At 61.0% G+C, this 26,113-nt stretch carries 28 protein-coding genes; 14 read left to right on the top strand and 14 right to left on the bottom strand.

Annotated elements, in window-relative coordinates:
- Positions 1-16 precede the first annotated feature (16 nt).
- Genes B2P82_RS11245 through rpmH form a run of 8 tightly spaced genes read right to left on the bottom strand, consistent with a single transcriptional unit; the run spans position 17 to position 6,292 of the window.
- Positions 17-763, bottom strand: a complete 747-nt coding sequence (locus tag B2P82_RS11245; RefSeq protein WP_206991901.1) for a pyrimidine 5'-nucleotidase — start codon at positions 761-763, stop codon at positions 17-19.
- A complete protein-coding gene (locus B2P82_RS11240) occupies positions 760-1,791 on the bottom strand; it encodes a DUF1036 domain-containing protein (protein WP_206991900.1) in 1,032 nt (343 codons plus the stop codon). Before B2P82_RS11240 ends, B2P82_RS11245 begins: the two co-directional genes overlap by 4 nt.
- On the bottom strand, positions 1,766-2,662 hold the full coding sequence (gene argB, locus B2P82_RS11235; protein ID WP_206991899.1) for an acetylglutamate kinase: 897 nt from the start codon (positions 2,660-2,662) through the stop codon (positions 1,766-1,768). The genes B2P82_RS11240 and argB overlap by 26 nt, the downstream gene beginning before the upstream one ends.
- Positions 2,663-2,706: 44 nt before the next feature.
- Positions 2,707-3,168, bottom strand: coding sequence for a GNAT family N-acetyltransferase (locus B2P82_RS11230; protein ID WP_198019835.1), 462 nt, complete (start codon positions 3,166-3,168; stop codon positions 2,707-2,709).
- A gap of 54 nt (positions 3,169-3,222) precedes the next feature.
- Positions 3,223-3,864: a ribosome biogenesis GTP-binding protein YihA/YsxC gene (gene yihA / locus B2P82_RS11225; protein WP_206991898.1), complete on the bottom strand. Its 642-nt coding sequence runs from the start codon at positions 3,862-3,864 to the stop codon at positions 3,223-3,225.
- Between the two features lie 4 nt (positions 3,865-3,868).
- Positions 3,869-5,695, bottom strand: coding sequence for a membrane protein insertase YidC (yidC, locus tag B2P82_RS11220; RefSeq protein WP_290497069.1), 1,827 nt, complete (start codon positions 5,693-5,695; stop codon positions 3,869-3,871).
- 51 nt (positions 5,696-5,746) lie between these two features.
- Positions 5,747-6,115 carry a ribonuclease P protein component gene (rnpA, locus tag B2P82_RS11215; RefSeq protein ID WP_206991896.1) on the bottom strand — a complete coding sequence of 123 codons (369 nt, stop codon included), beginning with the start codon at positions 6,113-6,115 and terminating at the stop codon, positions 5,747-5,749.
- Between the two features lie 42 nt (positions 6,116-6,157).
- Entirely contained in the window at positions 6,158-6,292 is a 135-nt protein-coding gene (rpmH, locus tag B2P82_RS11210; RefSeq protein ID WP_034817532.1) for a 50S ribosomal protein L34, read from the bottom strand.
- A gap of 188 nt (positions 6,293-6,480) precedes the next feature.
- On the opposite strand from rpmH, the gene B2P82_RS11205 reads away from it, so the two are divergent.
- The 6 genes from B2P82_RS11205 (at position 6,481) to B2P82_RS11180 (ending at position 12,828) form a co-directional block, all read left to right on the top strand.
- Positions 6,481-7,668 (top strand): serine hydrolase domain-containing protein, encoded by a 1,188-nt coding sequence (locus tag B2P82_RS11205; protein ID WP_290497068.1) that lies wholly within the window; start codon positions 6,481-6,483, stop codon positions 7,666-7,668.
- 110 nt (positions 7,669-7,778) lie between these two features.
- Positions 7,779-8,558 (top strand): DUF547 domain-containing protein, encoded by a 780-nt coding sequence (locus tag B2P82_RS11200; protein ID WP_290497067.1) that lies wholly within the window; start codon positions 7,779-7,781, stop codon positions 8,556-8,558.
- Positions 8,555-9,298: a TVP38/TMEM64 family protein gene (locus tag B2P82_RS11195; protein ID WP_206991893.1), complete on the top strand. Its 744-nt coding sequence runs from the start codon at positions 8,555-8,557 to the stop codon at positions 9,296-9,298. The genes B2P82_RS11200 and B2P82_RS11195 overlap by 4 nt, the downstream gene beginning before the upstream one ends.
- A complete protein-coding gene (locus B2P82_RS11190; protein WP_290497066.1) occupies positions 9,298-10,830 on the top strand; it encodes a dihydrolipoyl dehydrogenase family protein in 1,533 nt (510 codons plus the stop codon). The genes B2P82_RS11195 and B2P82_RS11190 overlap by 1 nt, the downstream gene beginning before the upstream one ends.
- Positions 10,831-10,845: 15 nt before the next feature.
- Positions 10,846-12,273, top strand: coding sequence for a sensor histidine kinase (locus B2P82_RS11185; protein WP_290480387.1), 1,428 nt, complete (start codon positions 10,846-10,848; stop codon positions 12,271-12,273).
- Between the two features lie 72 nt (positions 12,274-12,345).
- The gene (locus tag B2P82_RS11180) at positions 12,346-12,828 is read left to right on the top strand and encodes a hypothetical protein (protein ID WP_290485348.1); all 483 of its coding nucleotides are present in this window, start codon (positions 12,346-12,348) and stop codon (positions 12,826-12,828) included.
- Between the two features lie 76 nt (positions 12,829-12,904).
- Here the strand turns inward: B2P82_RS11180 and B2P82_RS11175 are convergent, their stop codons facing one another.
- Complete coding sequence (locus B2P82_RS11175; protein WP_198019834.1) at positions 12,905-13,045, bottom strand: hypothetical protein; 141 nt, start codon at positions 13,043-13,045, stop codon at positions 12,905-12,907.
- A gap of 93 nt (positions 13,046-13,138) precedes the next feature.
- Here B2P82_RS11175 and B2P82_RS11170 point away from each other — a divergent pair, with 93 nt between their 5' ends.
- Positions 13,139-13,798: a pseudouridine synthase gene (locus tag B2P82_RS11170; protein WP_034817518.1), complete on the top strand. Its 660-nt coding sequence runs from the start codon at positions 13,139-13,141 to the stop codon at positions 13,796-13,798.
- A 49-nt stretch (positions 13,799-13,847) separates the two neighbouring features.
- On the top strand, positions 13,848-14,276 hold the full coding sequence (locus B2P82_RS11165; protein ID WP_034817515.1) for a hypothetical protein: 429 nt from the start codon (positions 13,848-13,850) through the stop codon (positions 14,274-14,276).
- A gap of 6 nt (positions 14,277-14,282) precedes the next feature.
- Here the strand turns inward: B2P82_RS11165 and B2P82_RS11160 are convergent, their stop codons facing one another.
- On the bottom strand, positions 14,283-14,753 hold the full coding sequence (locus B2P82_RS11160; protein WP_198019833.1) for an OmpA family protein: 471 nt from the start codon (positions 14,751-14,753) through the stop codon (positions 14,283-14,285).
- Positions 14,754-14,809: 56 nt separating this feature from the next.
- Positions 14,810-17,251: an ATP-dependent helicase HrpB gene (gene hrpB / locus B2P82_RS11155; protein ID WP_290497065.1), complete on the bottom strand. Its 2,442-nt coding sequence runs from the start codon at positions 17,249-17,251 to the stop codon at positions 14,810-14,812.
- Between the two features lie 118 nt (positions 17,252-17,369).
- Between hrpB and B2P82_RS11150 the strand changes: the two genes are divergently transcribed.
- From B2P82_RS11150 to B2P82_RS11135, 4 genes are all read left to right on the top strand, one after another.
- Positions 17,370-18,683 (top strand): dicarboxylate/amino acid:cation symporter, encoded by a 1,314-nt coding sequence (locus B2P82_RS11150; RefSeq protein WP_290480382.1) that lies wholly within the window; start codon positions 17,370-17,372, stop codon positions 18,681-18,683.
- A gap of 102 nt (positions 18,684-18,785) precedes the next feature.
- Positions 18,786-19,427 (top strand): DUF937 domain-containing protein, encoded by a 642-nt coding sequence (locus B2P82_RS11145; RefSeq protein ID WP_206991886.1) that lies wholly within the window; start codon positions 18,786-18,788, stop codon positions 19,425-19,427.
- A 38-nt stretch (positions 19,428-19,465) separates the two neighbouring features.
- Entirely contained in the window at positions 19,466-20,200 is a 735-nt protein-coding gene (locus B2P82_RS11140; protein ID WP_290497064.1) for a phosphatase PAP2 family protein, read from the top strand.
- A 39-nt stretch (positions 20,201-20,239) separates the two neighbouring features.
- Positions 20,240-21,544, top strand: a complete 1,305-nt coding sequence (locus B2P82_RS11135; protein ID WP_290497063.1) for an MATE family efflux transporter — start codon at positions 20,240-20,242, stop codon at positions 21,542-21,544.
- On the opposite strand, the gene B2P82_RS11130 is transcribed toward B2P82_RS11135, so the two are convergent.
- Both B2P82_RS11130 and B2P82_RS11125 read right to left on the bottom strand, forming a co-directional pair.
- Positions 21,507-22,559, bottom strand: a complete 1,053-nt coding sequence (locus B2P82_RS11130) for a quinone-dependent dihydroorotate dehydrogenase (protein ID WP_349679747.1) — start codon at positions 22,557-22,559, stop codon at positions 21,507-21,509. The two genes, B2P82_RS11135 and B2P82_RS11130, sit on opposite strands and share 38 nt — an antisense overlap.
- Positions 22,546-22,911 carry a DUF952 domain-containing protein gene (locus tag B2P82_RS11125; RefSeq protein WP_290497061.1) on the bottom strand — a complete coding sequence of 122 codons (366 nt, stop codon included), beginning with the start codon at positions 22,909-22,911 and terminating at the stop codon, positions 22,546-22,548. The genes B2P82_RS11130 and B2P82_RS11125 overlap by 14 nt, the downstream gene beginning before the upstream one ends.
- A gap of 66 nt (positions 22,912-22,977) precedes the next feature.
- Between B2P82_RS11125 and B2P82_RS11120 the strand changes: the two genes are divergently transcribed.
- Positions 22,978-23,406 (top strand): DUF4112 domain-containing protein, encoded by a 429-nt coding sequence (locus B2P82_RS11120; protein WP_290497060.1) that lies wholly within the window; start codon positions 22,978-22,980, stop codon positions 23,404-23,406.
- On the opposite strand, the gene B2P82_RS11115 is transcribed toward B2P82_RS11120, so the two are convergent.
- Positions 23,395-25,185: a hypothetical protein gene (locus tag B2P82_RS11115; protein WP_290497059.1), complete on the bottom strand. Its 1,791-nt coding sequence runs from the start codon at positions 25,183-25,185 to the stop codon at positions 23,395-23,397. The two genes, B2P82_RS11120 and B2P82_RS11115, sit on opposite strands and share 12 nt — an antisense overlap.
- 216 nt (positions 25,186-25,401) lie before the next feature.
- On the opposite strand from B2P82_RS11115, the gene B2P82_RS11110 reads away from it, so the two are divergent.
- Positions 25,402-26,113: argininosuccinate synthase (locus B2P82_RS11110; protein ID WP_290497058.1), on the top strand; the 712-nt coding region annotated here is incomplete at its 3' end.

The following is a 26,113-nucleotide window of genomic DNA, read 5'->3' as shown; positions in this document are numbered from 1 at the left end:
TCTCCGGGGGCAGGTCTTAGTCGAGTGTTTCAATTGCCGCCTCAAGGAAGGCAGCAAGGTCGCCCGTCACATAGTCTATGTGGTCAGGCCCGTCATCCCCCAACAGATCGTCCAGATTGGCAGGACGCGCCTCAATCGGCTCGTGGCTCCAATCCTTTTCGGAGTGCACCAGAACCGTCGTGAAGCCCATATCCTTGGCTGGAAGGAGATTGCGCGCGAGATCCTCGAAGAAGATTGCCTTGCGCGGCGCCACATCATGCAGCGCACAAAACCGATCATAGGAGCTCTGGTTCGGCTTGGGAGTGTACTCAGCGTCCTCGATACCGAAGCTCCCGTGGAACAGGTCTTCCAGCCCCATCTTGCCAACAACCCGCTCGGCATGGCGACGCGAGCCATTCGTGTAAACGAATTTCCGGCCCGGCAGCGCGCTGATTGCCTGGCGCAAAACCGGCAAGTCCGGCAGTGGCGACAAGTCTATGTCATGCACATGATGCAGAAAATCGGCAGGATCGATCTTGTGCACCTTCATCAGGCCGGACAGCGTCGTCCCATAGGTTGCATAATAATGCTTCTGCACCTTGCGCGCCTCCAGCGGCGGCAATTCCAGCAGGCGCGACACGAAATCCGTCATGCGCGTGTCGATCTCGGCGAACAGGTCGCATTCTGCTGGATAGAGCGTGTTGTCGAGGTCGAACACCCAATCCGTAACATGGCCGAAATTGCCGAACGGTGCGAGGTGTACACCCGCCTTTGGAGAGGTCATTGACTACCGGCCTTGGCGAAGTCCCGCTCGAAGAACTCAAACACCAGACGCTGGTCAACTGGCTCCGGTGCGGCAGCGAACAGCGCAGTGCGATAGGCGGACGCTTCGCAGTCGTCCCGGCCAACGATCGCAAACTTTGCCCGGCCCACACAGAACGGATCCGATGCCTTTGCCAGCGTTCGGATACGCGTCCCATCTTCCATCTCGCCAAAGACATAGTGCTCAGTGCCGCGAAGGGCCTTGTCGATCACTCGCGCGCAACCTCCCGCCTCGAGCATCCACCAGCCGCGGCTCTCCCAGCCCTCGGTGCCGCGGCGTCCGATGGCGCTCCAGATCCGTTTGTCGGTGCGGTTGCACAGGGTAAACCCGACATTGCGGCCATTCTCCTTCGCCACCTGCTCCAGGAAGTCGATGAGGTCTGAATCCGACGTCGAGTCAGGCAGATTGTTCTCTTCCAGGAATTTGCCGATGGCGGTGCGGGTCTTGTATCCGATCCGGCCATCAATCGCGCCTGACAATACGCCCGCCTCTTCCAGCAGGCGCTGAATCCCGGCTGCCTGCGCGGTCGCGCGGTCATAATTTTCGATTTCGGTGAAAGTTGTCGTCCAGCGGGAGCGGCTGGAAATGTCGACCGCCCGGAAACCTCGCGCTTCCAGACCCATTGCATTGCAATTGGGCGGGCTTTCCAACGAGAAACCACCGGTGGGGTCCACGCAGAGTTCGCGCTCGCCGCCCCACTCTCTCAGGCCACCCCGATGGGCAGTCGATGTACGCCCATAGACATAATGGATTTTCGGATCGAGCGGCGCCCGCACGGCGACCTGACAGGAGCCTGGCTGCAATTTGGTCCAGCCATCCACATTGACGGAGCCGCCTACAGGGCGGCCAACCGCTGTTTCGATGATAAAGCTGGTCTCGTTACACAGCTTCCAACCATCGCCCGTCCCTTGTGCGTGCGCTATTGCGGGCAAACCCGCCGCTGCTGCAACAAAAGCAAGACCTTTAAGAAATGAGCGTACCTGCGCCATGTTCGGTAAATAGCTCCATGAGCAGGGCGTGCGGGGCACGCCCATCGAGGATCACTGCCGCCCCGACCCCATGTTTTACGGATTGGGCCGCAGTTTCAAGCTTCGGTATCATGCCACCTGCAGCTGTGCCGTCCGCGATCAGGTCAGGAATGGCATCCACAGCGATCTCGCGCATCAAATTCTTCTGCTTGTCGAGTACGCCAGCGACATCTGTCAGCAGGAACAGGCGGCTGGCGCCCAGTGCCGAGGCCAGCGCGCCGGCAGATGTGTCTGCATTCACATTGTAACGATGGCCATCCTTGCCGACTCCGACCGGGGCAACCACCGGAATCAACTGGGAGTCGGACTTCAGGAGCGCATCGATCACGCTTGTATCCACTGCGGTCGGCTCACCCACAAATCCAAGGTCCAGAACCTGTTCGATATGGCTGTCCGGATCGCGTTCGGTTTTCTTGGCCTTCTCGGCCTGGATCAGATTGCCGTCCGACCCGGACAGGCCAACGGCCTTGCCGCCCGCCTGATTGATCGCCCGCACAATGGATTTGTTGATAGGCCCCGACAGGACCATCTCGACCACTTCCATCGTCGCTTCGTCGGTTACCCGCAGGCCGCCCTTGAATTCGGACACGATGCCCAGCCGGTCCAGCAATTTGCCAATCTGAGGCCCGCCGCCATGCACGATGACGGGATGAATTCCCAGTGTTTTCAGCAAAACCACGTCGCGCGCAAAGATTGCCGACAGGCGCTCGTCCACCATGGCGTGGCCACCATATTTCACGACAATTGTCTTGCCAGCATAGCGCTGGATATAGGGCAGCGCTTCTGAGAGCGTCTGGGCGGTGAATTGCGCAGCGGAGATCTGGTCTGTCATGCGGGCCCCTTTAGCGCGGATCGCCGCCGTGACAAACTCGAATTCTAGAGGGCCCGATGCATGTACACGCTGTTCGGATCAAGCGTGTAGTCACCAAATGGCGAACAATAGACAAAGCCATACGCCTCATAGATGCGCCGTGCTGGCAGGAATCCGACCATGGACCCGGTTTCCAGATACAGCGCCGAATAGTTGCGCTGCTCTGCTTCGGCCATGATGTGTTCCAGCATGCGGCGGCCATGCCCCTGCCCGCGCAGGTCCGAACGCGTATGCATGGATTTCACTTCGCCCACACCGCCTGGCAACTCCTTCAGTGCCCCGCACCCAACGAGAACTTCCTCGTCCCACATTGACCAGACTGTCACGTCCGGTGCCCGCAATCCTTCCGCAGGCAGGAAGTGGCAACTGCCCGGAGGGGATAATGCCAACATCAAATTCGCGTGCGTCTGGAGAAGGGCCAGCATGGCAGGGCTGGTCACGTCATCAACTTTGATCTCGATTGGCATGAATGCACGGCTCCAGATTATTCTCCGGCGCTCATGTAATCTCAATTCGTGGCGCTATTCCAGTCCGGCGATTTCGGCGCGAAGTTCGGGGATGCCCCACCCCTTCTCAGACGAAGTCTGGCGAACAACTGGATGCGCCGCGCCGCGTTTCTTCAGCTTGCCGGCGATCTCTTCAACGAGCTTTTCGACTTCGGACTTCTGCATCTTGTCGACCTTGGTCAGGACGATCTGATAGGTGACCGCCGACTTGTCGAGCATGGTCATAACCTCCTCGTCAGTGTCCATCAGGCCCCGGCGAGAATCGACCAGCAGGAAGACCCGGCGCAATGATGGACGGCCCCGAAGATACGAGCGCGTCAGCCGCATCCAGCCCTCGGCCTGCGTGCGGCTGACCTTGGCATAGCCAAAGCCCGGCAGGTCGACGAGGAACATGCGGCCTTCGCCGAGGTCAAAATAATTGATCTCGCGCGTGCGGCCCGGCTCAGCCGAAGACCGCGCCAGCTTGGCGCGATTGGTCAGCGCATTGATGAGGGATGACTTGCCGACATTGGACCGGCCCGCAAAGCAGACTTCCGGACGATCCGCTGTGGGCAGGCCTTTCAGGTCCACCACGCCTTTGACAAACACGACCGACCCGGCGAACAGGACGCGGCCCGCTTCTAGCGCGTCTTCACTGAAGGCGTCTCCGGTTTCCATCAGACTAGTCCGCCGCTTTCTTCTTGCCGCGCACAAGTCGGCTGACAAATTTGCCAATCTCGGTGTCGACACCGTTCCGCCGCATGATGAAATATTGCTGCGCGAAGGAGAGCAGGTTTGACCATACCCAGTACATGACGAGGCCTGCCGCAAATCCGCCGAACACGAACATGAAGACCAGCGGCATGGCCTGAATGATCCGGCGCTGTGTCGGGTCTGGGGGTGGCGGGCTGAGCGTCTGGATAGCCGCCATGGTCACACCATAGAGAATTGGCAGGATACCAATACCAATGATGATGCCAATGATCGGAATCGCCTTGATGTCCGCGGCTGACCACCACGGGATGAGACCAAACAGGTTGCCGATGGCCGTGGGATCAGGTGCCGACAAATCCTTCAGGAAGCCGAAAGAGGCATGGCGCATCTCGATGGTCACGTAGAGCGTCTTGTAGAGCGCATAGAAAATCGGGATCGTGAACAGGATCGGCAAACAGCCGCCGACCGGGTTCGCGCCTTCCTGTTTATACAGCTTCATGACTTCCTGCTGCTGGCGCTGCGGATCGGCTTTGAAGCGCTCGCGGATTTCCTGCATCGGCTCTTGCAGCTTCTTCATTTTCGCCATGGACTTGTAGCTCTGATTGTAGAGCGGCACGAGCGGGAGCTTGATCAGAACCGTGAAGGCCAGAATCGCCCAGCCAAACGAGCCCACAATGCCGGACAGCCATTCCAGCGCATAGAAGAAGGGCTTGGTCAGGAAGAAGGCCCAGCCCCAGTCGATGGCATCCACCATTCGGGGAATACCCAGTTCGTTCTGATACTGTTGCAGCACTTCAAACCGTTTCGCACCGGCATAAAGGCTGTTGGCCATGGTCTGGCTTTCGCCGGGCGCAATCGTCAGTGGCGCGGATTCCGTGCGCACTTCCAGCGGCTGGCCACGTGACAGCTTGCGCTTGTCAACAAGGCCCGCAAAGAACTGGTCCTGTTGGGGCACGAGCGCGCCCAGCCAATACATGTCCGACAGGCCCCACCAACCGCCCTGGTCAGATGGGAACGTGCCTTCACTGGTCTCGCCCTTGATGTCCTTCAACTGGAACAAGGGCTTGTATTTCTTCAGGCGCAGTTCGCCGTTCACGACGCCCATCAGACCCATATGTGCAAGGCCGTTCTTGGCCGAGGAGCCCGGATCGGTTGTCTCAAGGAATTCCTTGTAATCCCCATGCCGCTCGATCGAGCCAATCGCGCGAAGCTGGCGCGCTTCGCCGGAATTATTGGTGACCGTATCCGTGAAGGTGAAGAGATAGTCCTCATCAACAGAGATCACCCGGTCGATGACAAGGCCTTCTGTCTCGAGCCGCAGCATCAACGGATTGCCGGGCGTCAGCTGCCCTTCCCCGACTTGGCTCCAGGGCGAATTGCGTCCTGCGACCAATTTCGATCCATCCGCCCAATACCAGGTGGCGAAATATCCAAACTCGGTGTTTTCCGGACGAAACAGGCGAACTTCCTGTTCCTTGTCGACAGTGAGGTAGTGCTTTTTCAGGCTGAGATCGTCGATACGCGAGCCAGCAAGGCGGATCGACCCATCCACAGAGGCGGCATCAAACGGCACGCGGGCATCATCCTGCAGCGCTTCCTCGACCGGCTTGATTTCAGCAATCGCCGGCGCATCAGAGGCCACTGTCGGGCCGGTTTGCTGCTCGGCCTCGCGCACGGCCTGATTGGCTTCGAATTCTTCCTGGGCGGGCTTCATGATGAAGGCCTGGTAGGCAAAAACGAACGCGATCATCGCGACCATGGCGATCAGAAAATTGCGCTGGTCAGGTTTTTCCATCTGGCGGGATCCCGGCAAATCTTTTGAGCACGCCGGAATCGGCGGCAGGGGTTAATCAGCGGCGAGGCTTATCAGCGCGCTTTCCATATCGTCAAGCAAACGCGGCCACGCAATGTCAGCGGTGTCCATACGTGCAATGAAGACATAATCCCACCCCGGTTTTCCATGCTGCGGCAAGAGAACACGCGCCGCTTCGCGCAAGCGCCGTTTCGCCCGGTTGCGAATGACCGCATTCCCGATCTTCTTGGTGGCGGTAAATCCAGCGCCGGCATGCGCGCCCGGACTGGCCCCCTTACGGCGTCGCGCCTGCACCAAAAGGGCTTTGCGCCGCTCGGTTTTTCCGTGACGCACATAAAGAAATTGAGGTCGCACGCGAAGACGGGCGACCTCAAATTCGGTTTTATCTGTTTTGCTGGTCATGGCCTGTTGCCGCCTGCGTGAGACGGTCCGTGGCCTGCCGCCTTAAGCGGACAGTGACTTGCGGCCCTTGGCGCGGCGACGTGCCAGCACCTTGCGGCCGTTTTTAGTCGACATGCGCTCGCGGAAACCATGGGTGCGGCTGCGGCGAAGGTTGCTTGGCTGGAAAGTGCGTTTCATGGGTCTGCTCTGAAAGCTAAGAATCTCGGAAAGAGGGGCCAATACAGGCAGCAGAGGTTCGAAGTCAAGCCGAACCGACAGCCAGAACCGAATAAATCTGTCTCTCCGCGCCCAAGACTCTTTACATGGCCAGAGAGTCTTGTGAACTCTGCACGCTGAGGCTGGGCAAAAGAGTTCGAAGAGGTCCAATGCGGTTTCCACGCTTTGCCATCCCGTGCCTGTTGGCCATGATCGCGCTTCCCATCACAGCGCACGCACAGTTCATAGACTATGACCGTCTGGATGCCCGGCTGACCCGGCTCGCCGCCGATGAAGACATTGTCGGCCTCTCCGTTGCCGTGATCGACCGGGGCGAGGTCGCCTTTGCCAAAGGGTATGGCATCACCCAGTCGGGCGGAGAGCCCGTTACGGACGAGACGGTATTTCGTTGGGCATCCTTGTCCAAAGGCGTGGCCGCGACCGAAGTCGCAATCCTTGCGACCGAAGCGCGCCTGAACATTACCGACCCGGTATCGAAATACGCAACCACGCTGCGACTTCCCAATGGCGGTGAAACCACGGCGACGCTCGAAGATGTGCTTTCGCACCGATTGGGTATCCTGCCAAATGCCTATGATACGCGGCTGGAAGATGGTTGGGACCCAGCCGAGATTCGCAACAGCCTGAAATCGCTGAAGCCCATCTGTCCGATTGGTGACTGTCACACCTATCAGAATGTTGCCTATGACAGCATCGCCGAAGTGATCGAGGACGTGACCCAGTCGCGCTATGCCGATGCCGTAGAGACCTCAATATTCAAACCCATCGGCATGGTAACGGCCAGCATCGGCCGCGCCGGGCTTGAAAACTCCCGGTCCTGGGCCCGTCCGCATTCAAAGAACAGCCGCGCGCCCGGCCCGCCGCGCAAGAAGATCGTGAATGACGATTATTACAATGTCCCTGCGGCCGGCGGCGTGAACGGTTCGATCCGCGATCTTGCGCTCTATGCCCGGGCGCATATGGGATTGCTGCCGGATATCCTCAGTGATTCCGCCCTCGAACTGCTCCAGACGCCGCGCATTTACACGCGACGCGAACAATCGGGCATGTCCCGACGCTATCGGGGTACAGTCCGGGATGCCCGCTACGCGCTTGGCTGGCGCGTCTACAAATACGGAGAGGCGGGCGACCGGGTGGTTGGCCATCGCGGCGCGGTAGAAGGCTACCGATCTTACATCCTGTTCGATCCGGACCGCGACACCGGAGTCGTTATCCTCTGGAACTCGAGCTCTCGCCGCCCCAATGGGATAGGGTTCGAGGTCATGGATATGGTCTACAACCTACCCTTCCGGGACTGGATGGAGCTGGACGCGCACGCCAGCGCAGGCAGTCGCTGACATCCCCCTCACGAGGGTGTTAGCCCAGCGCACGCAGTCGTGACGCGATCTTTCCTGGGCATCAGGCTATGCGGGGGCATCTTTCGCCCCATACTTCAGACCCGATGCTTATGCCTGATCTCCACTTTCTTGTTCGCCCGCTCGTTGCCCTGGCTCTGGCCGGCTGCCTCGCCCTGCCCGGTGTGGCGCAGGGAAATGACGCATGGACCCAGCTTCTTGAAACCTATGTCCATGAAAGCACGGACGGCGTGAACCGCGTGGACTATGCCGCGCTTTCTGCCAGTACTGCCGACCGCGCGACGCTCGACACTTATATTGCCAGCTTTGAGGCGCGTGACCTGACAGGCACGGACGATGTCACCTTCGCTGCATGGGCCAATCTCTACAATGCTGTGACGGTTCGCTACATCGCGGAGAAGTACCCGCTGGATTCGATCCGCGACGGTCTCCTGTTCGGGGGGCCCTGGAAGAAAGTGACCGTAATGGCTGGCGGCCGCGAAGTCTCGCTCGATGCCATTGAGCACGACATCTTGCGCCCCCGCTTCGGGGACCCGCGCGTCCATTATGCCATCAATTGCGCCTCTTATGGCTGCCCGAACCTGCTCACTCGCGCCTGGACGGCGAACACACTTGATGCAGACCTCGACGCCGCTGCGCGTGCTTACATCAATCACCCTCGTGGTGTAACGGTCGGAAACCGCGGCCTTACTGTATCGTCTATCTACAAATGGTTTGAGGCCGACTTCGGCGGATCGAAAGATGGCGTTATCAAACACCTGCTTCATTATGCCGAGCCTGCGCTCGCCGAGAATATCCGCGCTACGCCCAAAATCCGCGGCTACACCTATGACTGGTCGCTCAATGATACCCGGATGGACCCTGCCAAATGACCGAAGAAACCCAACACGCTTCGCGCCCGCTCTGGTTGCGCCTGTGGCCCCTCTACCTGATTGCGGGTGGCCTGATCGCCGCATGGTTCTTCGGCCTGTTCGACTATCTTTCGCTTGAGACACTGCGCCAGCAGCAGGCCTCGCTACGCGCGTTCGTTGAAGACAACCTGATCCTGGCCATTGCCGCCTATGTGGGCGTCTATGCAGCCAGCACAGTCTTCATGCTGCCCGGCGCACTGTGGATCACAATCAGTGGGGGCTTCCTGTTCGGCCTCGCCGGCGGCACGCTCGCCACCGTGGTGGGCGCAACCCTCGGCGCCAGCCTGCTCTTCCTGGCAGCAAAGACTTCGCTGGGCAGCTTCATGCGGAAGATCGCAAGCGGCTATGCCGACAAGGTCCGGACCGAATTCCAGAACAGCCCCATGGCCTACATGTTCGCCATGCGCTTCATTCCAGCCATGCCGTTCCCTGTCGCCAATATCCTGCCTGCCATCCTCGGCGCCAAGTATCGTGATTATGCCATCACGACGGCGCTCGGCATCATACCGGGTGTGATCGCCTATACATGGGTCGGCGCAGGGCTCGGCGCGACCTTCGCCAAGGGCGAAGATCCCGATCTTGCCTCCGTTTTCCAGAACCTGCTTCCCGCCGCGATCGCCCTGGGCGTTGTGTCCCTGTTACCCGTCGCGTGGAAGAAGTTCTTTCCCAAGAAGGCCAACCAGATTGAAGAGGCTGCCTGATGTCCGACAATGCCGACCAAAATGCCCGTGCACCGCTCGCCGGATCGGCGGATCCAGACAAGGTCGCGACCTCCCCTGCGCCGCATTCGCCGGGCGCCGCCCCGATGCGCGAGATGAAAGCCGATCTTGTCGTTATCGGCGCTGGGTCTGCTGGCCTGTCGGCTGCGGCTGGTGCAGCCCAGTTCGGGCTCTCGGTCGTGCTGTATGAAAAAGGCGAGATGGGAGGTGATTGCCTGAATTCCGGCTGTGTCCCGTCGAAAGCCCTGCTCAGCGCTGCCAAGGCCGCCGCCCATGTGCGCGAGGCTGGCAAGTTCGGTATCGAGACCACACCGCCAAGAATCGATTGGGAAAAGGTGAAGCTGCACGTGCGCACGTCCATCGCGACCATTGCGCCGGTCGATAGTCAGGAACGATTTGAAGGCCTTGGCTGCACGGTTATCCGCGAACATGCAAAGTTTGCCAGCTCAGACACCATCATCTCCCCGACCACGCGGGTAAAGGCCCGGCGCATCATCATCGCCACAGGGTCTCGTGCCTTCATTCCGCCAATCGAAGGACTCGCCAACACACCCTATCTGACCAATGAAACCATTTTCGACCTGCCGGACTTTCCCGAACACCTTGTCATCCTCGGCGGCGGTCCAATCGGGATGGAAATGGCGCAAGCCTTTGTCCGGCTCGGTGCCAAGGTCACCGTGATCGAGATGGGCAAGGCACTCGGTCGATCCGACCGTGCCCACGCCGAGATCGCCATCGAAGCCCTGCGCGCCGAAGGCGTCACTCTTCTGGAAGGTTACAAGGCTACGAAGGTTGAACAGGACGGAAAGACCATCCGCGTCCAGACAGAGCCAAAGGACGGCGAGGCCTGGACGGTCGAGGGATCACACCTGCTCGTCGCCGTCGGTCGCCAGACCGTTTTTGACGGCATGGATCTCGACAAGGGCGACGTCGATCATGACCGAAAGGGCATTATTGTCGGCGACAATTTACGGTCAGCCTCAAACCGCCGGGTCTGGGCGCTGGGCGATGCCGCCGGCCGCGAACAATTCACGCATATCGCTGGCTGGCACGCCTCGGTTTTTGCCCGCCGCGCCTTCTTCAAGCAGCGGACAAAAGCAGACAGCCTGCCGGTGCCCGCCGTCACCTACACATCGCCGGAAGTCGCCCAGCTGGGTCTGACAGAAGCCGAAGCACGCGAAAAGCATGGAGACGATATCACGACACCGAGCTTCCAATTCGAGGAGAGCGACCGCGCCATTGCCGAAGCTGACACAGAAGGCGAAGTGAAACTGATTGTGCGCAAGGGCAAACTGCTCGGTGCGTCAATCGTCGGCAAGGATGCCGGAGACTTGCTTCAACTGGTTTCTGTGGCCATGTCCAATGGACTTGGCGTGAAGGAACTGACCAATTTCATCTCTCCTTACCCTACCCGGGCCGAAGGGGTGAAACGCGCTGCCAATGCGCACTATGCCGATGTTGTGTTCGGAAAGAGCGCAAAGCGACTCGTCGGCTTGCTCCAACGTATCCCCTAGGCTAGTTCAGGCGGTGTGAACGACACCGCCGACCTGCCCCCGCCGGCTCTGACGAAAACCCGCGCCGGGGCGCGCTGGTTCGACAGCCTCTCATTTCGATTGTTTGGTCTGACCATACTCGCCATTCTGGTGGTCGAAGCCTTCATCTTTGTGCCAAGCGCATCTGGGTTCCGCACGAGCTGGCTGACCGAACGCGTTCAAGCCGCCCGGATCGCATCCCTCGCCCTCGAAGCTGCGCCGGACCGATCGGTTTCCGAAGAATTGTCGGCAGAGCTCCTCAAATATGCCGAAGTCTGGGCCGTCACCGAAATGGAAGACGACATGCGTTTCCAGCTATTGCCAGCCCAAATGCCTCTGGATGGCGACATGCATATGCTCGACCTGCGAGAGGCAACATCCACGAACCGCGTCGCCAATACGTTTGGCGCGTTCTTCGCACCGGATGACCGTGTGCTCGTCGTCACCGCGCAGGGCGTGAACGAAGACCGGGTCATCGAAGTTCTGATGCCGCACGCACCGATGAAATCCGCGCTGTTGGCCTATGCACGCCGCATTGCCGCTCTTTCCCTGCTGATCGCACTTGCCGCCGCCACGATCATCTATGTCTTGCTCCACCTCCTCGTCGTGCGTCCCATGCAGCGGGTTACGCTGAGCGTCGAACAATTCAGGATGGATCCCGGCTCATGGACCCGTCGCCTGCCTCACACCAAACGGCGCGACGAAATCGGCAGGGCCCAGAATGCGCTGGCCGACATGGAGAGCGCCGTGGCTGAAAGCTTCCGGCAGCGCTCTCACTTGGCCGAACTTGGCACCGCAGTGGCCAAGATCAACCATGATCTCCGCAACTCACTGGCATCAGCCCAGCTGGTTTCGGATTCCCTGGCCCGCTCGGACGACGTGCGTGTACAGAAGGCTGCCCCCCGACTCGAGCGCGCGCTCACCCGCGCAATCACACTGGCAACCGAAACGCTGGACTATGGCAAGGCGACGCCCCAGCCGGCAGAACTGGAGCAGGTTGAATTGCGACAGGCGCTCGATGAGGCCGCCGACGAAGCGCTCGCCGCCTGGCCATCGGTCGAGTTCGTCAACAATGTTCATATGCTGGAACATGTGATGGCCGATCCTGACCACCTGCATCGCATCGCCGCAAACCTGCTCCGAAATGCCGCCGAAGCCATGTCAGCGGCCGGGTCTGACCCTTCCCGCATCTTCGTCAGCTTAGAGACCAATGAAATCGTCTTTTCCGACACGGGTCCTGGCATGCCGGAGAAGGCCGCAGCGAACCTGTTCACCCCGTTTGCCGGAACGACCCGGCAAACGGGCAGCGGACTTGGGCTTGTCATCGCTAGAGAGCTGGCGCGAGCCATGGGCGGCGAATTGGTCCTGGCTGAAACTGGTCCCGCGGGCTCGGTCTTCCGCCTCACACTTGCGCCGCACGAATGACACGTCCCGACACATTTGCTGGAACCAAGCCGGGGTGAATGCATTGGTCCACCAGATAGCTGGATGGACACCATGACCCCCGAAACCATTGTTTCTACTTTATTTTCAACAGGCGCTGCGGCCGCTGCAGGACTGGCTGTTGTGCTACAGCCGAGCCTGCCCCGGCCTGACGTGACGCCGGTGGATCATTTTCAGGAAGCCGACTTTGCCATCTATGATCGCGACTTCTCCCTTCAGGGGCGCGACTGCGAGATTGGCATTGAGAAACGTGGCATCTGCCTTAGCGCATCGCCGCTGGAAGATTCCATCGTTCCCGGCATGATACTGCCTGTAAAGGTCCCTGCGACGAGTGCTGAGTTTCCAATCATTCTCGAGGGTTCCCTGAAAAAGCCGAACCTCCAGACCGTGCGATTCGGCCACCGCATCGCGCTCTTTAACCCGACCACGCGCGAAATCGTCGACGTGATGGATTTGGATGCGAAGAGTTTTGCGGAAGCCAAGAACATCAATCACCAGAAAGCCGAGTTAACAGCCGCATCTGCGCGCTCCAGCTAGAAACGCCCGCCCAAAACAGCCCAGTAAAAAAAGCCAGCCCCGAAAGGCTGGCTTTTCTTTGTCGAGAGAAACCGGACTAGTTGGTTTCGTCTTCGAGTTCGTCTGCAGCGTCGTCAATTTCTTCACCGAGTTCTTCAGCAGGGCCCTCATTGGTGTCGCAGGCTGCGAGACCGAATGCGCCAAGACCGAACAGAATTGCAATAAGTGGCTTTTTCATTTCCATAACTCCTTTATCAGTCAGCCCCCAGAGCGAAGGCGTCCCCCTGCAAACGTATGTGTGGGGGTCTGGTTCCAACGGAGCAGGATTGGTTTGACATCCCCCTACACACCCCCGGCCGAAATGCCGACGATCCTTCATGTCGATGACTGGCTGATCGTCGCGGACAAACCGGCCGAACTGCTCTCTGTTCCAGGGCGTGGTCCGGACAAGGCCGACTGCGCGCGCACACGTATCCAGCAAACCTATCCCGACGCGCTGACCGTCCACCGCCTGGACATGTCGACGAGTGGCTTGTTGCTGTTTGCCAGATCCAAGCATGTGCAGCGCGCATTGTCCGCTGAATTTGAACAAGGTCGTGTGCACAAGACCTACCTCGCCGATGTTTGGCAGCCGCCCGTCGAGGATGCCGGCCTGATTGACTTGCCGCTTATGAATGACTGGCCCAACCGGCCTCGCCAGAAAGTGGACCATGAAACAGGAAAGCCGAGCCAGACCAGATTTCAGGTCCTGACGCGCCACGCACAAGCTGCACGGGTTCAGCTGACACCCCTCACCGGTCGAACTCACCAGCTCCGCGTCCATCTTGCCGCGCTGGGGCATCCAATCCTGGGCGATGACCTCTATGCCCATGATGATGCCTTGTACATGACCTCCCGGCTGCACTTGCACGCGACCGAGTTGATCTTCCGCCATCCGGGCACCGACGCGGCAGTAACCTACCAATCCCCCTGCCCATTCGAGACGCCTTGACGCTGCGCATAATTGACATTATCGTTTTTCGATAATTTGGAGATTAGCCATGCACGCCGAGATCGTTCGCCTGTCCCTGCACCATGTTGATATCAAGATCGTGAAAGATGAGCAGATGCACGTCCTTCAATGGCGACGGAACCTGCTCTGGGATGAAGTCCTGCTGGACGGCAAACGCCAGGCATCCAGCCATGGGCTGTTCGGTCGGGAGAAAGTATACGGCCTGGTCTTTGGCCGGGATGAAGAGGGCAAAGGCGGCCAGCAGGTCATGCTGTTGCTCGATCCCTCCACTCATGCCGACTGGACCGAAGGCACACAGCGCGTCAAAGGCGTCCGGCTTGAGGGTCGCGATGGTCCGCTCGTCGCTTACGGAACACTCGACCCCAAGACACTCGAAAAGCCTGCAACATTTGCAGACTGGATGAAGAAGAATATGGGCATGGAATGGGGCGACTCATCCGAGAGCCGCCCTCATTAGGAACTTCTAGGAATCCCGCGAGCTTGCCGAGACCGGAACGAGGCGCACCGTCGCTTTCCGGTTCAACGGCTCGACCAGGCCATTGGCCGCATAGGCGCTGGCCTCGCCTTTCGGCATGACACCAATCTGCTCAGCAGAAATCCGGCGGGCTTCCAGAGCAGCCATGACAGCTTTGGCACGGTCCTCGGAAACACGCTGATTGACGTCTTCCGGACCGGTCGCATCTGCATGGCCGGCGACTTCAATCCGGAAGTATTCACACTGAGCTGAATCCGCAGCCACAGCATCCAGAACCGCTTCAGCCTGATCGCCAAGCTGGGTAACACCCCGCTCGAAATAGATCGTGAATTCCTCGACAGCGCAGGCAGCGGGGGCCGTTTCATACGTGACCGGCTCCTGCGGCGGAGCGGGCAATTCTGCTTGGGCCGCCAGGGCTGCCATTGCGGCAGAAATCATTGTCAGGCTGGCGATTTTCATCGTCGTCTCCATAAGTGACTATGCAAACAGAAACGCCACCTCCCCCGCCCGGTTCCTTACAATCTTTTCTTTGTGCGCCCTTCATGGGCCTTTGCGGAGGCGGGATCGGCCGGCCAGTCATGCTTCGGATAGCGTCCACGCATGTCCTTGGCCATGTCCAGATAGCCCGCCCCCCAGAACCGGCCGAGATCCTGTGTCGTGGCGACAGGCTTCATGCCCGGCGATAGCATTTCCACGGTTACCGGCACCCGCCCCGAAGCCAGTTTCGGGTGGTCACCCAACCCATAAAAAGCCTGCGCCCGCGCAGATATGAGCGGCGCGCGATCATCGAGATAATCGACCCGCGCCGTCTGGCCGGAGGGCAGCGACAGGCTGAGCGGTGCCTCCTTGCGCAGCGCCTCCTGCACCTGCCAGTCGAGCGAGGCGATCAGGTCTTCGCGCACCGCATGTGGCGCAGGCACCTGCGCACCTTTCCGTTTCAACAGGGGAAACAACCAGTCGTTTGCCGTTTCAACCAGTTTCACTGTGTTCCAACCCCTTTTATCCAGGCACCCGGCTGTTTCAAGCATTGCAATCCGGGCCAGTGTTTCGCGCACCACATCGCCTGCGCCGATGGCTTCGAAGCCCTCTTCCGCAATTGCCTCGAGCATCGCGCGCGCTGCCACAGTCGGGCTCGGCTTTGGCAGCGGACTTTCCGACAGGATGATCGCGCCGAGCGCCTTCACCCGCCGCGCGGCAAATTTTCCGGTCTTCGGGTCGAAGGTCGCCCGGTCTTCGGAGACGATGTCGCCAATTTCCAGCGCGTCCGCCTCTGAAATCGGCGCGGCCAGCGAGATACGCGCCTCTTTCGCTGCGCCGCCAAGGTCTGCAATCACCAGCCAGTCCTGTTTCGCCAGCGCTTCGCTCTCCGGCAGCATGGCCGCCCGGCCCGACCCCATGAGGTAGCTGCCTGCACTGCCGGGGCGCTTGCGGGCAATCTGGTCCGGCCAGGCGCGCGCCAGAAGTTTCGCCACATCCCCGCTCGGCGCAGCCCCCTTCCCCCAGCTTTTCGCCTGCGCCTTCAGGCTGCGGGCGCGTGGCGAACCATCGCGGCGGAACCCGGCCAGCCGTTGGCGCAGATCCGGTGAATTTCCGCCCATGCCCCGTTCCCCGGCAAGAGCGGCAATCTCCGCGGCCAGCGCGCGCGCTTCCGCGTTCGGCGCGCTCGCCACCAGGGCACCCAGCCGGGGTGGCAAGGGCAGGCGGGCCATTTCAGAGCCAAGCACCGTCAACGCGCCCGTTTCATCAATGGCACCTAACGTCGAGAGCAGTTCCTGCGCCGCCTTCAGCCGTCCAGCAGGCGGCGCATCCATCCAGGTCAGGCGCGTTGCGTCTCGCTCGCCCCATTCCGCGAGGGTGAGAACGAGCCCGGAGAGATCACTTTTCAGAATTTCCGGAACCGGCGCGGCCATCAAGCCCCGCGTCGCCGCCTCATCCCATAACCGATAACAGACACCCGGCGACAATCGTCCCGCCCGGCCGCGACGCTGATCAACTGACGCACGCGAGGCCTTCACGGTGGACAAACGCGTCCCCAGCCCGCCGGCGGCCTCTTCCGCCACGCGCGAGAGGCCGGAATCGATCACGATCCGCACGCCTTCAATGGTCAGCGCGCTCTCCGCAATATCCGTCGCCAGCACAATCTTGCGCATTCCTTCCGGCGCCGGTGACACGGCCGCATCCTGCTCTGCCGGGCTCAATGCGCCGAACAGAGGGGCAACGCGCGCATTGTCAAGCACGGTCTCTAGCTGTTCGGCCGTTCGCTGGATTTCCCGCGCGCCGGGCAGGAAGGCGAGGATCGAGCCCTCCTCTTCGCGCAGCGCCTTGCGCACAGCAGCTGCCATACGGTCTTCGATCCGGTCCTGCGACCGGCCGAGATATTTCGTCTCCACGGGATATTGCCGCCCCTGACTCTCCACGACCGGAGCGCCGAGCACGCTGGATACCTTTTCCGTATCGAGCGTGGCCGACATGATCAGGATTCTCAGATCGTCGCGCAAAGCGCCCTGGGCTTCCATCGCCAGCGTCAGTCCCAAATCCGAATTCAGCCTACGCTCGTGAAATTCGTCAAAGATCACCGCGCCGACGCCTGCCAATTCCGGGTCGGAAAGGATGCGCCGCGTGAACAGGCCATCCGTAATCACCTCCACCCGCGTCGCCGCAGACACTTTCCGGTCCACCCTTGTCGTCAGGCCGACCGACTGGCCGAGCTTCTCTCCAATCGAATTCGCCATTTGCTGCGCCGCCATGCGCGCCGCAATGCGCCGTGGCTCCAGCATGATGATCTTGCCTTCAATGATGGGGGCTTCGCCGAGCAGGCCCGCCAGCGCCAGGGGCACGCGCGTCGTCTTGCCTGCGCCGGGCGGCGCCGCGAGCACAAGCCGCGCATGGTCGCGCAGGCCCGCGCAGATTTCGGCCAGCACATCATCAATCGGCAAGGAGGGCAGGGAAGACTGCATCCTGCCTGATAGGCTTTTCATCATCCGACTGGCAAGCTGCAGGAATGCGCACGGCGCGATTGCCTTCCCCGGCAGCGCGCCGTACCGTCGGGCGCTACAGACGGGGCAGGAGCAGCTTATGAAATGGTGGTTTGGCATTGATCTCTGGAAACGGGTGATCGCAGGTCTGGTTCTGGGCGCACTCGTCGGCCTTGGCCTTCGCTATGGGCTCGGCCCGGAAGCCGCCAGCGCCAATGTCTCCACCTGGGCCAAGCCTATTGGCGATGCCTTCATCAACCTCATCAAGATGCTGGTTGTCCCGCTGATCTTCACCACGCTGCTGTCCGGCGTGCTGGCCATGGGCGATCCCAAAAAGCTCGGCAGCCTCGGCGGGCGCGCCCTGCTCATGTATATGGGCACCACGGTCATTGCTGTCAGTTTCGGCCTGCTCATGGGCACGCTGATCCAGCCCGGTGCGGGCTTTGACCTCTCGATTGCCTCAGCGGCTGACATTGCCGAGGCCAAAGCCCGGCTCGATGCAAACCCGCAACCGGGCAGCATCGGCGAACAGCTGATGAATACGCTGCTCTCCATCATCCCGACCAATCCGGTCGCAGCCCTGACCAATGGCGACGTTCTGCAGATCATCTTCTTCGCCATCATGCTCGGCATCGGCATCCTGATGACGGGCGAAGCCGGCAAGCCACTCGCCAATGTTATCAACAGCGCGGCTGAAGCCGTCATGAAGCTGACGCTGATCGTCATGGAAACAGCACCATTCGGCGTCTTCGCCCTGATGGCCTGGGTGCTTGGCGAGCGCGGCCTCGACATTCTTGTCTTCCTCGGCAAGCTGACGCTCACCCATTATCTCGCCTGTATCCTGCACATCTTGATCACATATGGCCTGATCATTCGGGGCGGCTTGCGCCTGCCCCTGATCCCGTTCTTCCGCGGCGCGGTCGACGCGCAGGCCGTCGCCTTCTCGACATCTTCCTCGAATGCCACACTGCCCATGACGATTTCCTGTGCGCGGGAAAACCTGGGCATTGGCAAGCCGGTCGCCTCTTCCGTCCTGCCGCTCGGCGCGACGATCAACATGGACGGCACCGCACTCTATCAGGGCGTGATTGCCCTGTTCGCGGCCCAGGCCATGGGCACCCCGATGACGGCGGGCATGTATCTCACCATCATCCTGATGGCGACGCTCGTCTCGATCGGCACAGCCGGTATTCCCTCAGTCAGCCTGTTCCTTGCCGCCACTACGCTCAGCGTGATCGGGGCCACGCCGGAACAGATTGTGGTCGTCATCGCCGTCCTGTTCCCGTTCGACCGCATCCTCGACATGATGCGCACCGTCACCAATGTGACGGGCGATCTCACCGTTGCGACGGCGGTGGCGAAATGGGAGGGCGAACTGGACGAAGAAATCTTCCGCGCCCGCGACCCGGTATAGACTGCGCTTTTCAACCCAGCTGACATTCCCACCGGTCCAGTCATCTTGCGTTCAACAATCGATTGTTACGCATGATCCAAGTTAATCTGAACGGAGATGGGAATGGCTGGGATCAACCTTTTTGACATGCTGACACAAACGAATAATGGCGCTGCCGTACAACAGGTAGGGCAGCAGACTGGCCTGCAGCCGGACATGGCGCAAGCGGCCATCAAGGCCCTGTTGCCAGCCATCGCCGGTGGTCTTCAGCGTAATGTCCAACAGCCCGGCGGGCTCCAATCCCTGCTCGGCGCGCTGCAGAATGGCCAGCATGAGCAATATCTCGATCAGCCGGAATCTCTGGCTCAACCGAACGCCATCGCCGATGGCAATGCCATTCTCGGCCATCTGCTCGGGTCTAAGGACACCAGCCGAGCGGTCGCCGCGCAGGCTGCCCAGAAAACCGGCCTCAGCGAACAGGTCCTGAAGTCCGTCCTGCCCATGGTTGCGTCCATGGCAATGGCCTCGCTTTCCAAGCAGACCAAGAAGCCTGACATGGCGGGCGCACTTGCCGGCATGTTGAGCGGCCAGCAGCCTCAACCTGCGCAAGGCGGTATCGGCGGATTGCTGGGCGGCCTTCTGGGAGGACAATCCAAGGCTCAGGCCCAGACCGGCGCGATGGGTATGCTCGGCGGCCTTCTCGATGCAGATGGCGACGGCAATGCCGTGGACGATATATTCCAGATGGTGATGAACCGCCGCTAGGGCTTGGAACCGGATGATGTGTGAGGCATTCATGCCTCATGCATTTTTCCCGAACGCAATGGCTGTGCGCCAGTCTCAGCCTGCTTGTATTCGCCGGTCTCGCCTTGGGCGAGGCCGGCCTCTGGCCGCTTGAGGCGTTTGATCGTGCCATCACGGACGCAGTGCCCGCCCTTCGCACCGAAACACTGAACCTGCTGATGCTCTCCGTCACGGCGCTCGGGAACACTCGCTTTCTTGTCTTCGTGGCCTTCACGACCGTGTTGGCCCTGCTGGCTGCAAAGGCGTGGCGCGAAGCCCTGCTCTTTGGCACGGCCTTCACACTGATGCCGCTCATCGTGAAATTTCTGAAGATGACGATCGCCCGTCCCCGACCCACAGTCGATCTCTATGGCGGCGTTGAATCCTTCAGCTTTCCGAGCGGGCATGCCACCAATTCAGCGCTCATCTATGGCGCATTGGCCCTGCTCGCGCTGGCCGTATTCCGCAAGCTTCCCGCCCGTCTCCTCGCCTTGGCCTTTGGTGTGCTCGCCATCATGATTGCCGTCTCTCGAATCTATCTTGGTGCGCACTGGCCGAGCGACACGCTTGCCGGGCTGGCGCTTGCAAGCCTGATGCTGACATGCGTGTCGGCCATTCAGGACGAGCTGCGCCTGCCCGAAGCCGCACGCTTCGTGCCTGTTGTATTGATCCTGATCACCGCTGCCTTCCCGCTCTATCTCCTGATAGCGCTGCCTGAGGCGCGTGAACTCTATACAGCGCTGCACCCGGAATAGGCCTCGCCCCCACCCGGCAATCACGCTAAGCGGGCGGTCATGCTGACCCGCGGAAAAGTGATTTCCCTCGCCGTGCCGATCATTCTGGCGCAAGCCGCGACCGCCACGACGGGCGTCGTTGATACGGCCATCATGGGCCGGTTCGGGGACAAGGCGGATCTGGCTGCCGTCGCCATCGCGGCTGTGGCCTACAGTTTCATTTATTGGGGCTTCGGCTTTCTGCGCATGTCAACCACAGGCCTGACGGCGCAGGCCAATGGCCAGCACGACACAGCCGAATCCCGCGCCATCCTCCTGCGCGCACTCATGCTGGGTGGTGCGATCGGAGTGGCCCTATTTCTGCTCTCTCCCCTTTTGAAACTGGGCACGTTCGCGGCCTTCGAAGGGACCCAGACTGTCGAGTCCCTTGCCAAGGGCTATTTCAATGCGCGCATCTGGGGCGCGCCCGCATATCTGATGGGCCTCGCCGTCACCGGCTGGATGCTCGGCACTGGAAAGACCGGCCAGATGCTCGCCTTCCAGATCGTGATGAATGGCACCAATGCCGGGCTCGATGCATGGTTCGTCGCGGGTCTTGACTGGGGCCCGACGGGGATTGGTGCGGGCACAGCCATCGCGGAATGGGTCGCGCTGATCTTCGGCCTCATCCTTGTCGCGCCTGCCTTCCGCGGCCATGCCCGCCTGCTGGACCGGGACAAGCTCACCGCGTTGTTTGCGGCCAATCGCGACATCATGATCCGCACATTGGCGCTGGTCTTCTGCTTTGCCTGGTTTGTCCGCTCCGGAACGCTGATCTCCACTGCGGTGACGGCCGGCAATGAAGTCTTGCTCCAGTTTATTACCGTCGCCGCCTTTGTATTGGACGGATTTGCCTTCGTGGCGGAGAAAGAAGCTGGTGAAGCCTATGGCGCGCGCGATGGCAAGCGGCTTGCCCGGGCCATGCGCCTGACAACAGAGTTCGCCCTTGTCTCCGGCGCAGCGATCTCGCTGCTTTATCTTTTCGGAGGCGGCTGGGTGATCGAAACCTTCATTCGTGATCCAGAGGCGCGCGCCGCAACGCTGGCCTATCTTCCGTGGTGCGCCGCTGTCCCCCTGCTCGGCATCGCTGCGTGGCAGCTGGACGGGCTTTTCCTTGGCACGACCCAAGGCCGCGCCCTGCGGAATGCGGGAGTCATCTCAGCTGTGCTCTATCTCGGCGCTGACATGCTGCTGCGTCCGGCCTGGGGCAATACCGGTGTCTGGGCAGCTTTTCTGACAATGTATGTGTTTCGTGCGGCCGCCCTCGGCGCCTATGTGCCGCGCCTGTTCAGAGATCTTTCCCGACCGCATCAGCCAACGTCGTGAAACCGTCCGCCTGCAACAGGCGGACAAGTTCGCGATTGATCTGTTCGGCCAGACCGGGCCCTTCATAGATCATCGCAGAATAAAGCTGGACCGCATGGGCCCCTGCCCGAATCTTGCGATAGGCATCGGCGCCGCTGGCAATGCCGCCTGCCCCGATCAGATCAAACTCACCCTTCAGTTCACGCGCGAAACTTGCCAGCACGTCCGTGGAGGGATTCATGAGGGGCGCGCCAGATAGGCCCCCTGCCTCACCCTTGTCAGCACTCTTCAGGCTGTCCGGTCGCGCAATCGTCGTGTTGGAAACGATCAGGCCGGCCAGCCATGCGCCCGGTCCGCGCACAACGCCGCAGATATCTGTAATGGCTTCCGGGTCGAGATCGGGCGCCACTTTCAGGAAGACCGGCTTGCCGGCGCGCTCAGCCGCGCCGCACGCCATCAGCAAAGCTTCGAGCGATGCCTTGTCCTGCAAGCCGCGCAGGCCCGGAGTGTTGGGCGAAGAAATATTGACCGTGATATAGTCCGCATGGGGCGCAACGGACTCGATACCGCGCACATAATCCGCGATGCGGTCATCACTCTCCTTGTTCGCCCCGACATTCGCGCCGAGTGGCACGGCACCGGAATACACTTTGAGGTTCGCGACGAAATTGTCGAGACCTTCATTGTTGAACCCCATCCGGTTGATGACGGCCTTGTCAGCGCTGAGGCGAAACAGGCGCGGCTTCGGATTTCCCGCCTGGGGCTTCGGCGTGACGGTCCCGCATTCTACAGAGCCGAAGCCAAATTTCGACATGGCGGTCGGCACGTCGCAATTCTTGTCGAATCCCGCGGCAAGACCCACCGGCCCGGACAGGACGAGTCCTGATTTCGGCAGCTTAACTGCGAGCGTCGGATGGGTTGCCGGCGGATTGACCGGCACGCCCAGGCGCTCCTTCAGAAGACGGATCGTTGTTGTGTGCGCCGCTTCCGGCGGCAACAGCTTGATTACGGCAACGCCAAGATCAGTCAGGCTCATCATTGAAATCCTCTGGCATGAGCGGGGCGCCACTCTCTGCACGCGCAAGCCGCCAAACCGCATCGGCCTTGGCAATCTGCAACCGCCCGTAGAGGTGCGGGAACAATTGCCCACCCCGGCTCGTTTCCCATTTGAGTGGCGGCAAACGGTCCACGGGAAAGCGGACCAGCCGCACGTCCTTGAGACCCTTGAAATACTTGTCCGCCGTTTCGCCGACCTGCGCCGCCGTGGACAGATGCACATAACCATCGTCACGGTCCAGCGGCACATTGGTCACCCCGGAGGCCTCGGCAGCACGCCATTGGTCGTCGGTCAGCAATTTGTAGACATGCGTATCATCCATACGCGCCATTCAACAGGCTTTGACGCGCGGCGCAATATTGGGTCACTGTGACACTGGAATAAGGGGACAAATGACATGCCATCACGGATCAGCCAGGAAGAAGCAGAATCGCTGCACCTGCCCAATGGGCGCACTGTCGCCGACGAGATCGCCGGCTTCGACCGGTTCTCGGATTTGATGGATACGCGCTTCAGGATTGCCGGCGTGCCGTTTGGTCTCGATTCCCTGCTCGGTATTATCCCCGTCGCAGGCGATGCCGTCACTGGCGCCGCTGGCCTTTATGCCCTTGGCACCGCGGCCCGGCTGAAACTACCCATCACGGCGCACATACACATTATCTGGAATCTGGTCGTCGACGTGGTCCTCGGCTCTGTCCCACTGGCGGGCGACGTATTCGACTTCTTCTTCCGGTCACACCGCAAGAATTTCCGCGTGGTCGAGAAACACCTGATCAAGCGCGCCAAGCGCCATCACAAGGACATGGCCAAACGCCTAAATGCTTGATTTGGACTCTTCGCTCGCCCGCGAGATCAGCCACTCGCCCTTGCCCGACTCACATGCCGCGAACCGCCCGCGCTCCTTGCCCGGAATGACATAGGAAATATCCCGGCACGTCAGGGCAACACTGCGATCCACCTGCGCCGTCACCGAACGCTGCACAGCATTATATTCGCTGACCGTATAATTCACCGTCTTCAGCACAGGCCGGCTCGCTTCGCGCATGGTGGTCTGCTCGACCGTGATCTCGATCTGGCCGCCTTTTGGCAATGCAATCGTGGAAACCGCGCCATCCTGCGCGGAGTTCACGATGGACAGGAATTCAGCCTGCAAGGTTTCGAGGGCCGCCGCGGATACGGGCGCATCAGCGGTGCGCTGCACCCGCTCGGCCATGAAGGCTTCGACCTTTTGAGAGGCTTGTTGAACCGGTTGCGGACGGTCAAAGGCGCGAACATGCGCGCCATTGGGCTTGAGGGCGGGCGGCGCAGCGCGCTCCACGGGTGTCTGCGCAACCAGGACAAGGGGCTTTGACGGTTTCAGCGAGGCCGTGGTTGGCATTGGGCCACTATACGCTGCCCAGGTCGCCACGGGCTTGGCCTTGGGTGTGCGGACCAGCGGCTTGACCTGCGGCGTTGGCGCCACCGGCAAGCTGACCGCATTCGCCATCGACACATACTGAACCGGCGCGCGCAGCGCCTGCACTTCCGCAGCAGCCACCCGGCGCGCCTCGGCAAGACGGTCAGCTTCAATATTGGCGAGCCTCAGGGCTTCGGTCTCGGCATGCGCGATGCGGCGCGCTTCCAACTCGGCAAGACGCGTCGCCTCGGCGCGCGCAGCTGCAGCTTGCTCTGCGTCCAGTTTGGCCTGACGGATCGCTTCCATGCGCGCCACCCGTGCGGCTTCTTCCTCGGCAAGGCGGCGCTTCTCGGCAGTGGCATCTGCAAGCCGTGTCGCTTCGGCAAGGCGCGCAAGGCGCTGTTCTTCTGCAAGCTGCTGTGCTTCCGCCTCGGCAATGGCCGCAGCCGCGCGGCGTTCTGCTTCAGCAGAGGCGGCCACAGCGGCAACGCGCTGGGCTTCACTATGCACTTCATTGCGTGCGGCAATGTCAGAGGCGATGGCTTTGTAGTCGAACCAGGGCCGGGCCGTGCCATCGGCGGGCGCGGAGGCGCTCGCCATCGCGAGTGCAGACGCCTGGCTGGACGTGATCCGCTGGCTGGTTGCCGCTTTCAGCGCGGCATGTGTTTCAGCGGCGGCGGCAGCATCCTCGTCGCCATCGGCCCCGTCAGCGCCGTTCAGCGCATTGTCAGCCGCCATGAAAGACAGGCCCGCAAAGCCGAGCACGGCAAGACCCGCAAACATGATCTGCGACAGCTTGGCCATGCGCGCGCCCATGCCGGACGCATCATCGCCGTCTCCGCCGCCGAGGGTCAGACCATTCGACAGCGTGATCGCAGGCAATGCGCCGCCCATGGACGACACGGCCCGCATCAATATCGGCGTGACACGCATCTGCGGTTCGATGACCGCATTCACAGGCCGTTTCGGCTTGGCCGCCCGCATCGGCGCGGAGCGAGTACGGCCTGCGTTCAGTGTCGGATAATGAATGCCGGATGTGATGGCCAGCGTGGACTGGGTCCGCACCGCGCGGCGCGCTTCAAGCCGGTCGCGGAAAGAGGCCTCCGCCACACTCTGGCGCGGCGCATCGGCGCGCGTATCCGTGCAGTCCAGGACGGCACGGCGAAGGGCTTCGGGAAGTACGGAAACGGGCTCGCGCCGATCTGTCATGTGCGTCTCAAGCATGACCCTATCTAACCCCCAGCTGCCTACCTTAACCTTAACGGCCCGACTATATCGCGTTAACCGGGATCAAACTATCCCTTCCGCCAAAGAGTCTTGTGAGACTCTCGTGAACGCCCGGTCCCCGCGCAACGCTTGTCAGCACGGGCTTTCCCTCCTATTGCATCCCCGCAATCAGCAGGTCCCCGAACAAGGTACAAATTCATGTCCGTTTCCGCTCCGAAAAAAGTCGTGCTCGCCTATTCCGGCGGCCTCGACACGTCCATCATCCTGAAATGGCTGCAGACGGAATTCGGCGCCGAAGTCGTCACCTTCACCGCAGACCTCGGACAGGGCGAGGAGCTGGAGCCAGCCCGTGCCAAGGCGCTCGCCGCCGGGGTGAAGCCGGAGAACATCTTCATCGAAGACGTGCGCGAGGAATTCGTCCGCGACTTCGTCTTCCCCATGTTCCGCGCCAATGCCGTCTATGAAGGCGTCTACCTGCTCGGCACCTCGATTGCCCGGCCGCTGATCTCCAAACGCCAGATCGAGATCGCCGACATGGTTGGCGCCGACGCCGTCTGTCATGGCGCGACCGGCAAGGGCAATGACCAGGTCCGCTTCGAGCTTGGCTATTACGGCCTGAACCCCGACATCAAGGTCATCGCTCCGTGGCGCGACTGGGATTTCAAATCCCGCACGGATTTGCTCGCCTTCGCTGAGCAGCACGGCATCGAGATCACCAAGGACAAGCGCGGCGAGGCCCCCTTCTCCGTCGATGCAAACCTGCTTCACTCCTCCTCCGAGGGCAAGGTTCTGGAAGACCCGGCAGAGCCCGCGCCGGAATTCGTCCATATGCGGACGATCAGCCCGGAAGACGCGCCTGACGAAGCCGAGATCATCACGATCGGCTTTGAGCGCGGCGACGCCGTTTCCA

The organism is Hyphomonas sp. UBA4494 (assembly GCF_002388935.1).
Classification (GTDB): domain Bacteria; phylum Pseudomonadota; class Alphaproteobacteria; order Caulobacterales; family Hyphomonadaceae; genus Hyphomonas.
This window is presented reverse-complemented; position numbering and strand designations above follow the sequence as displayed.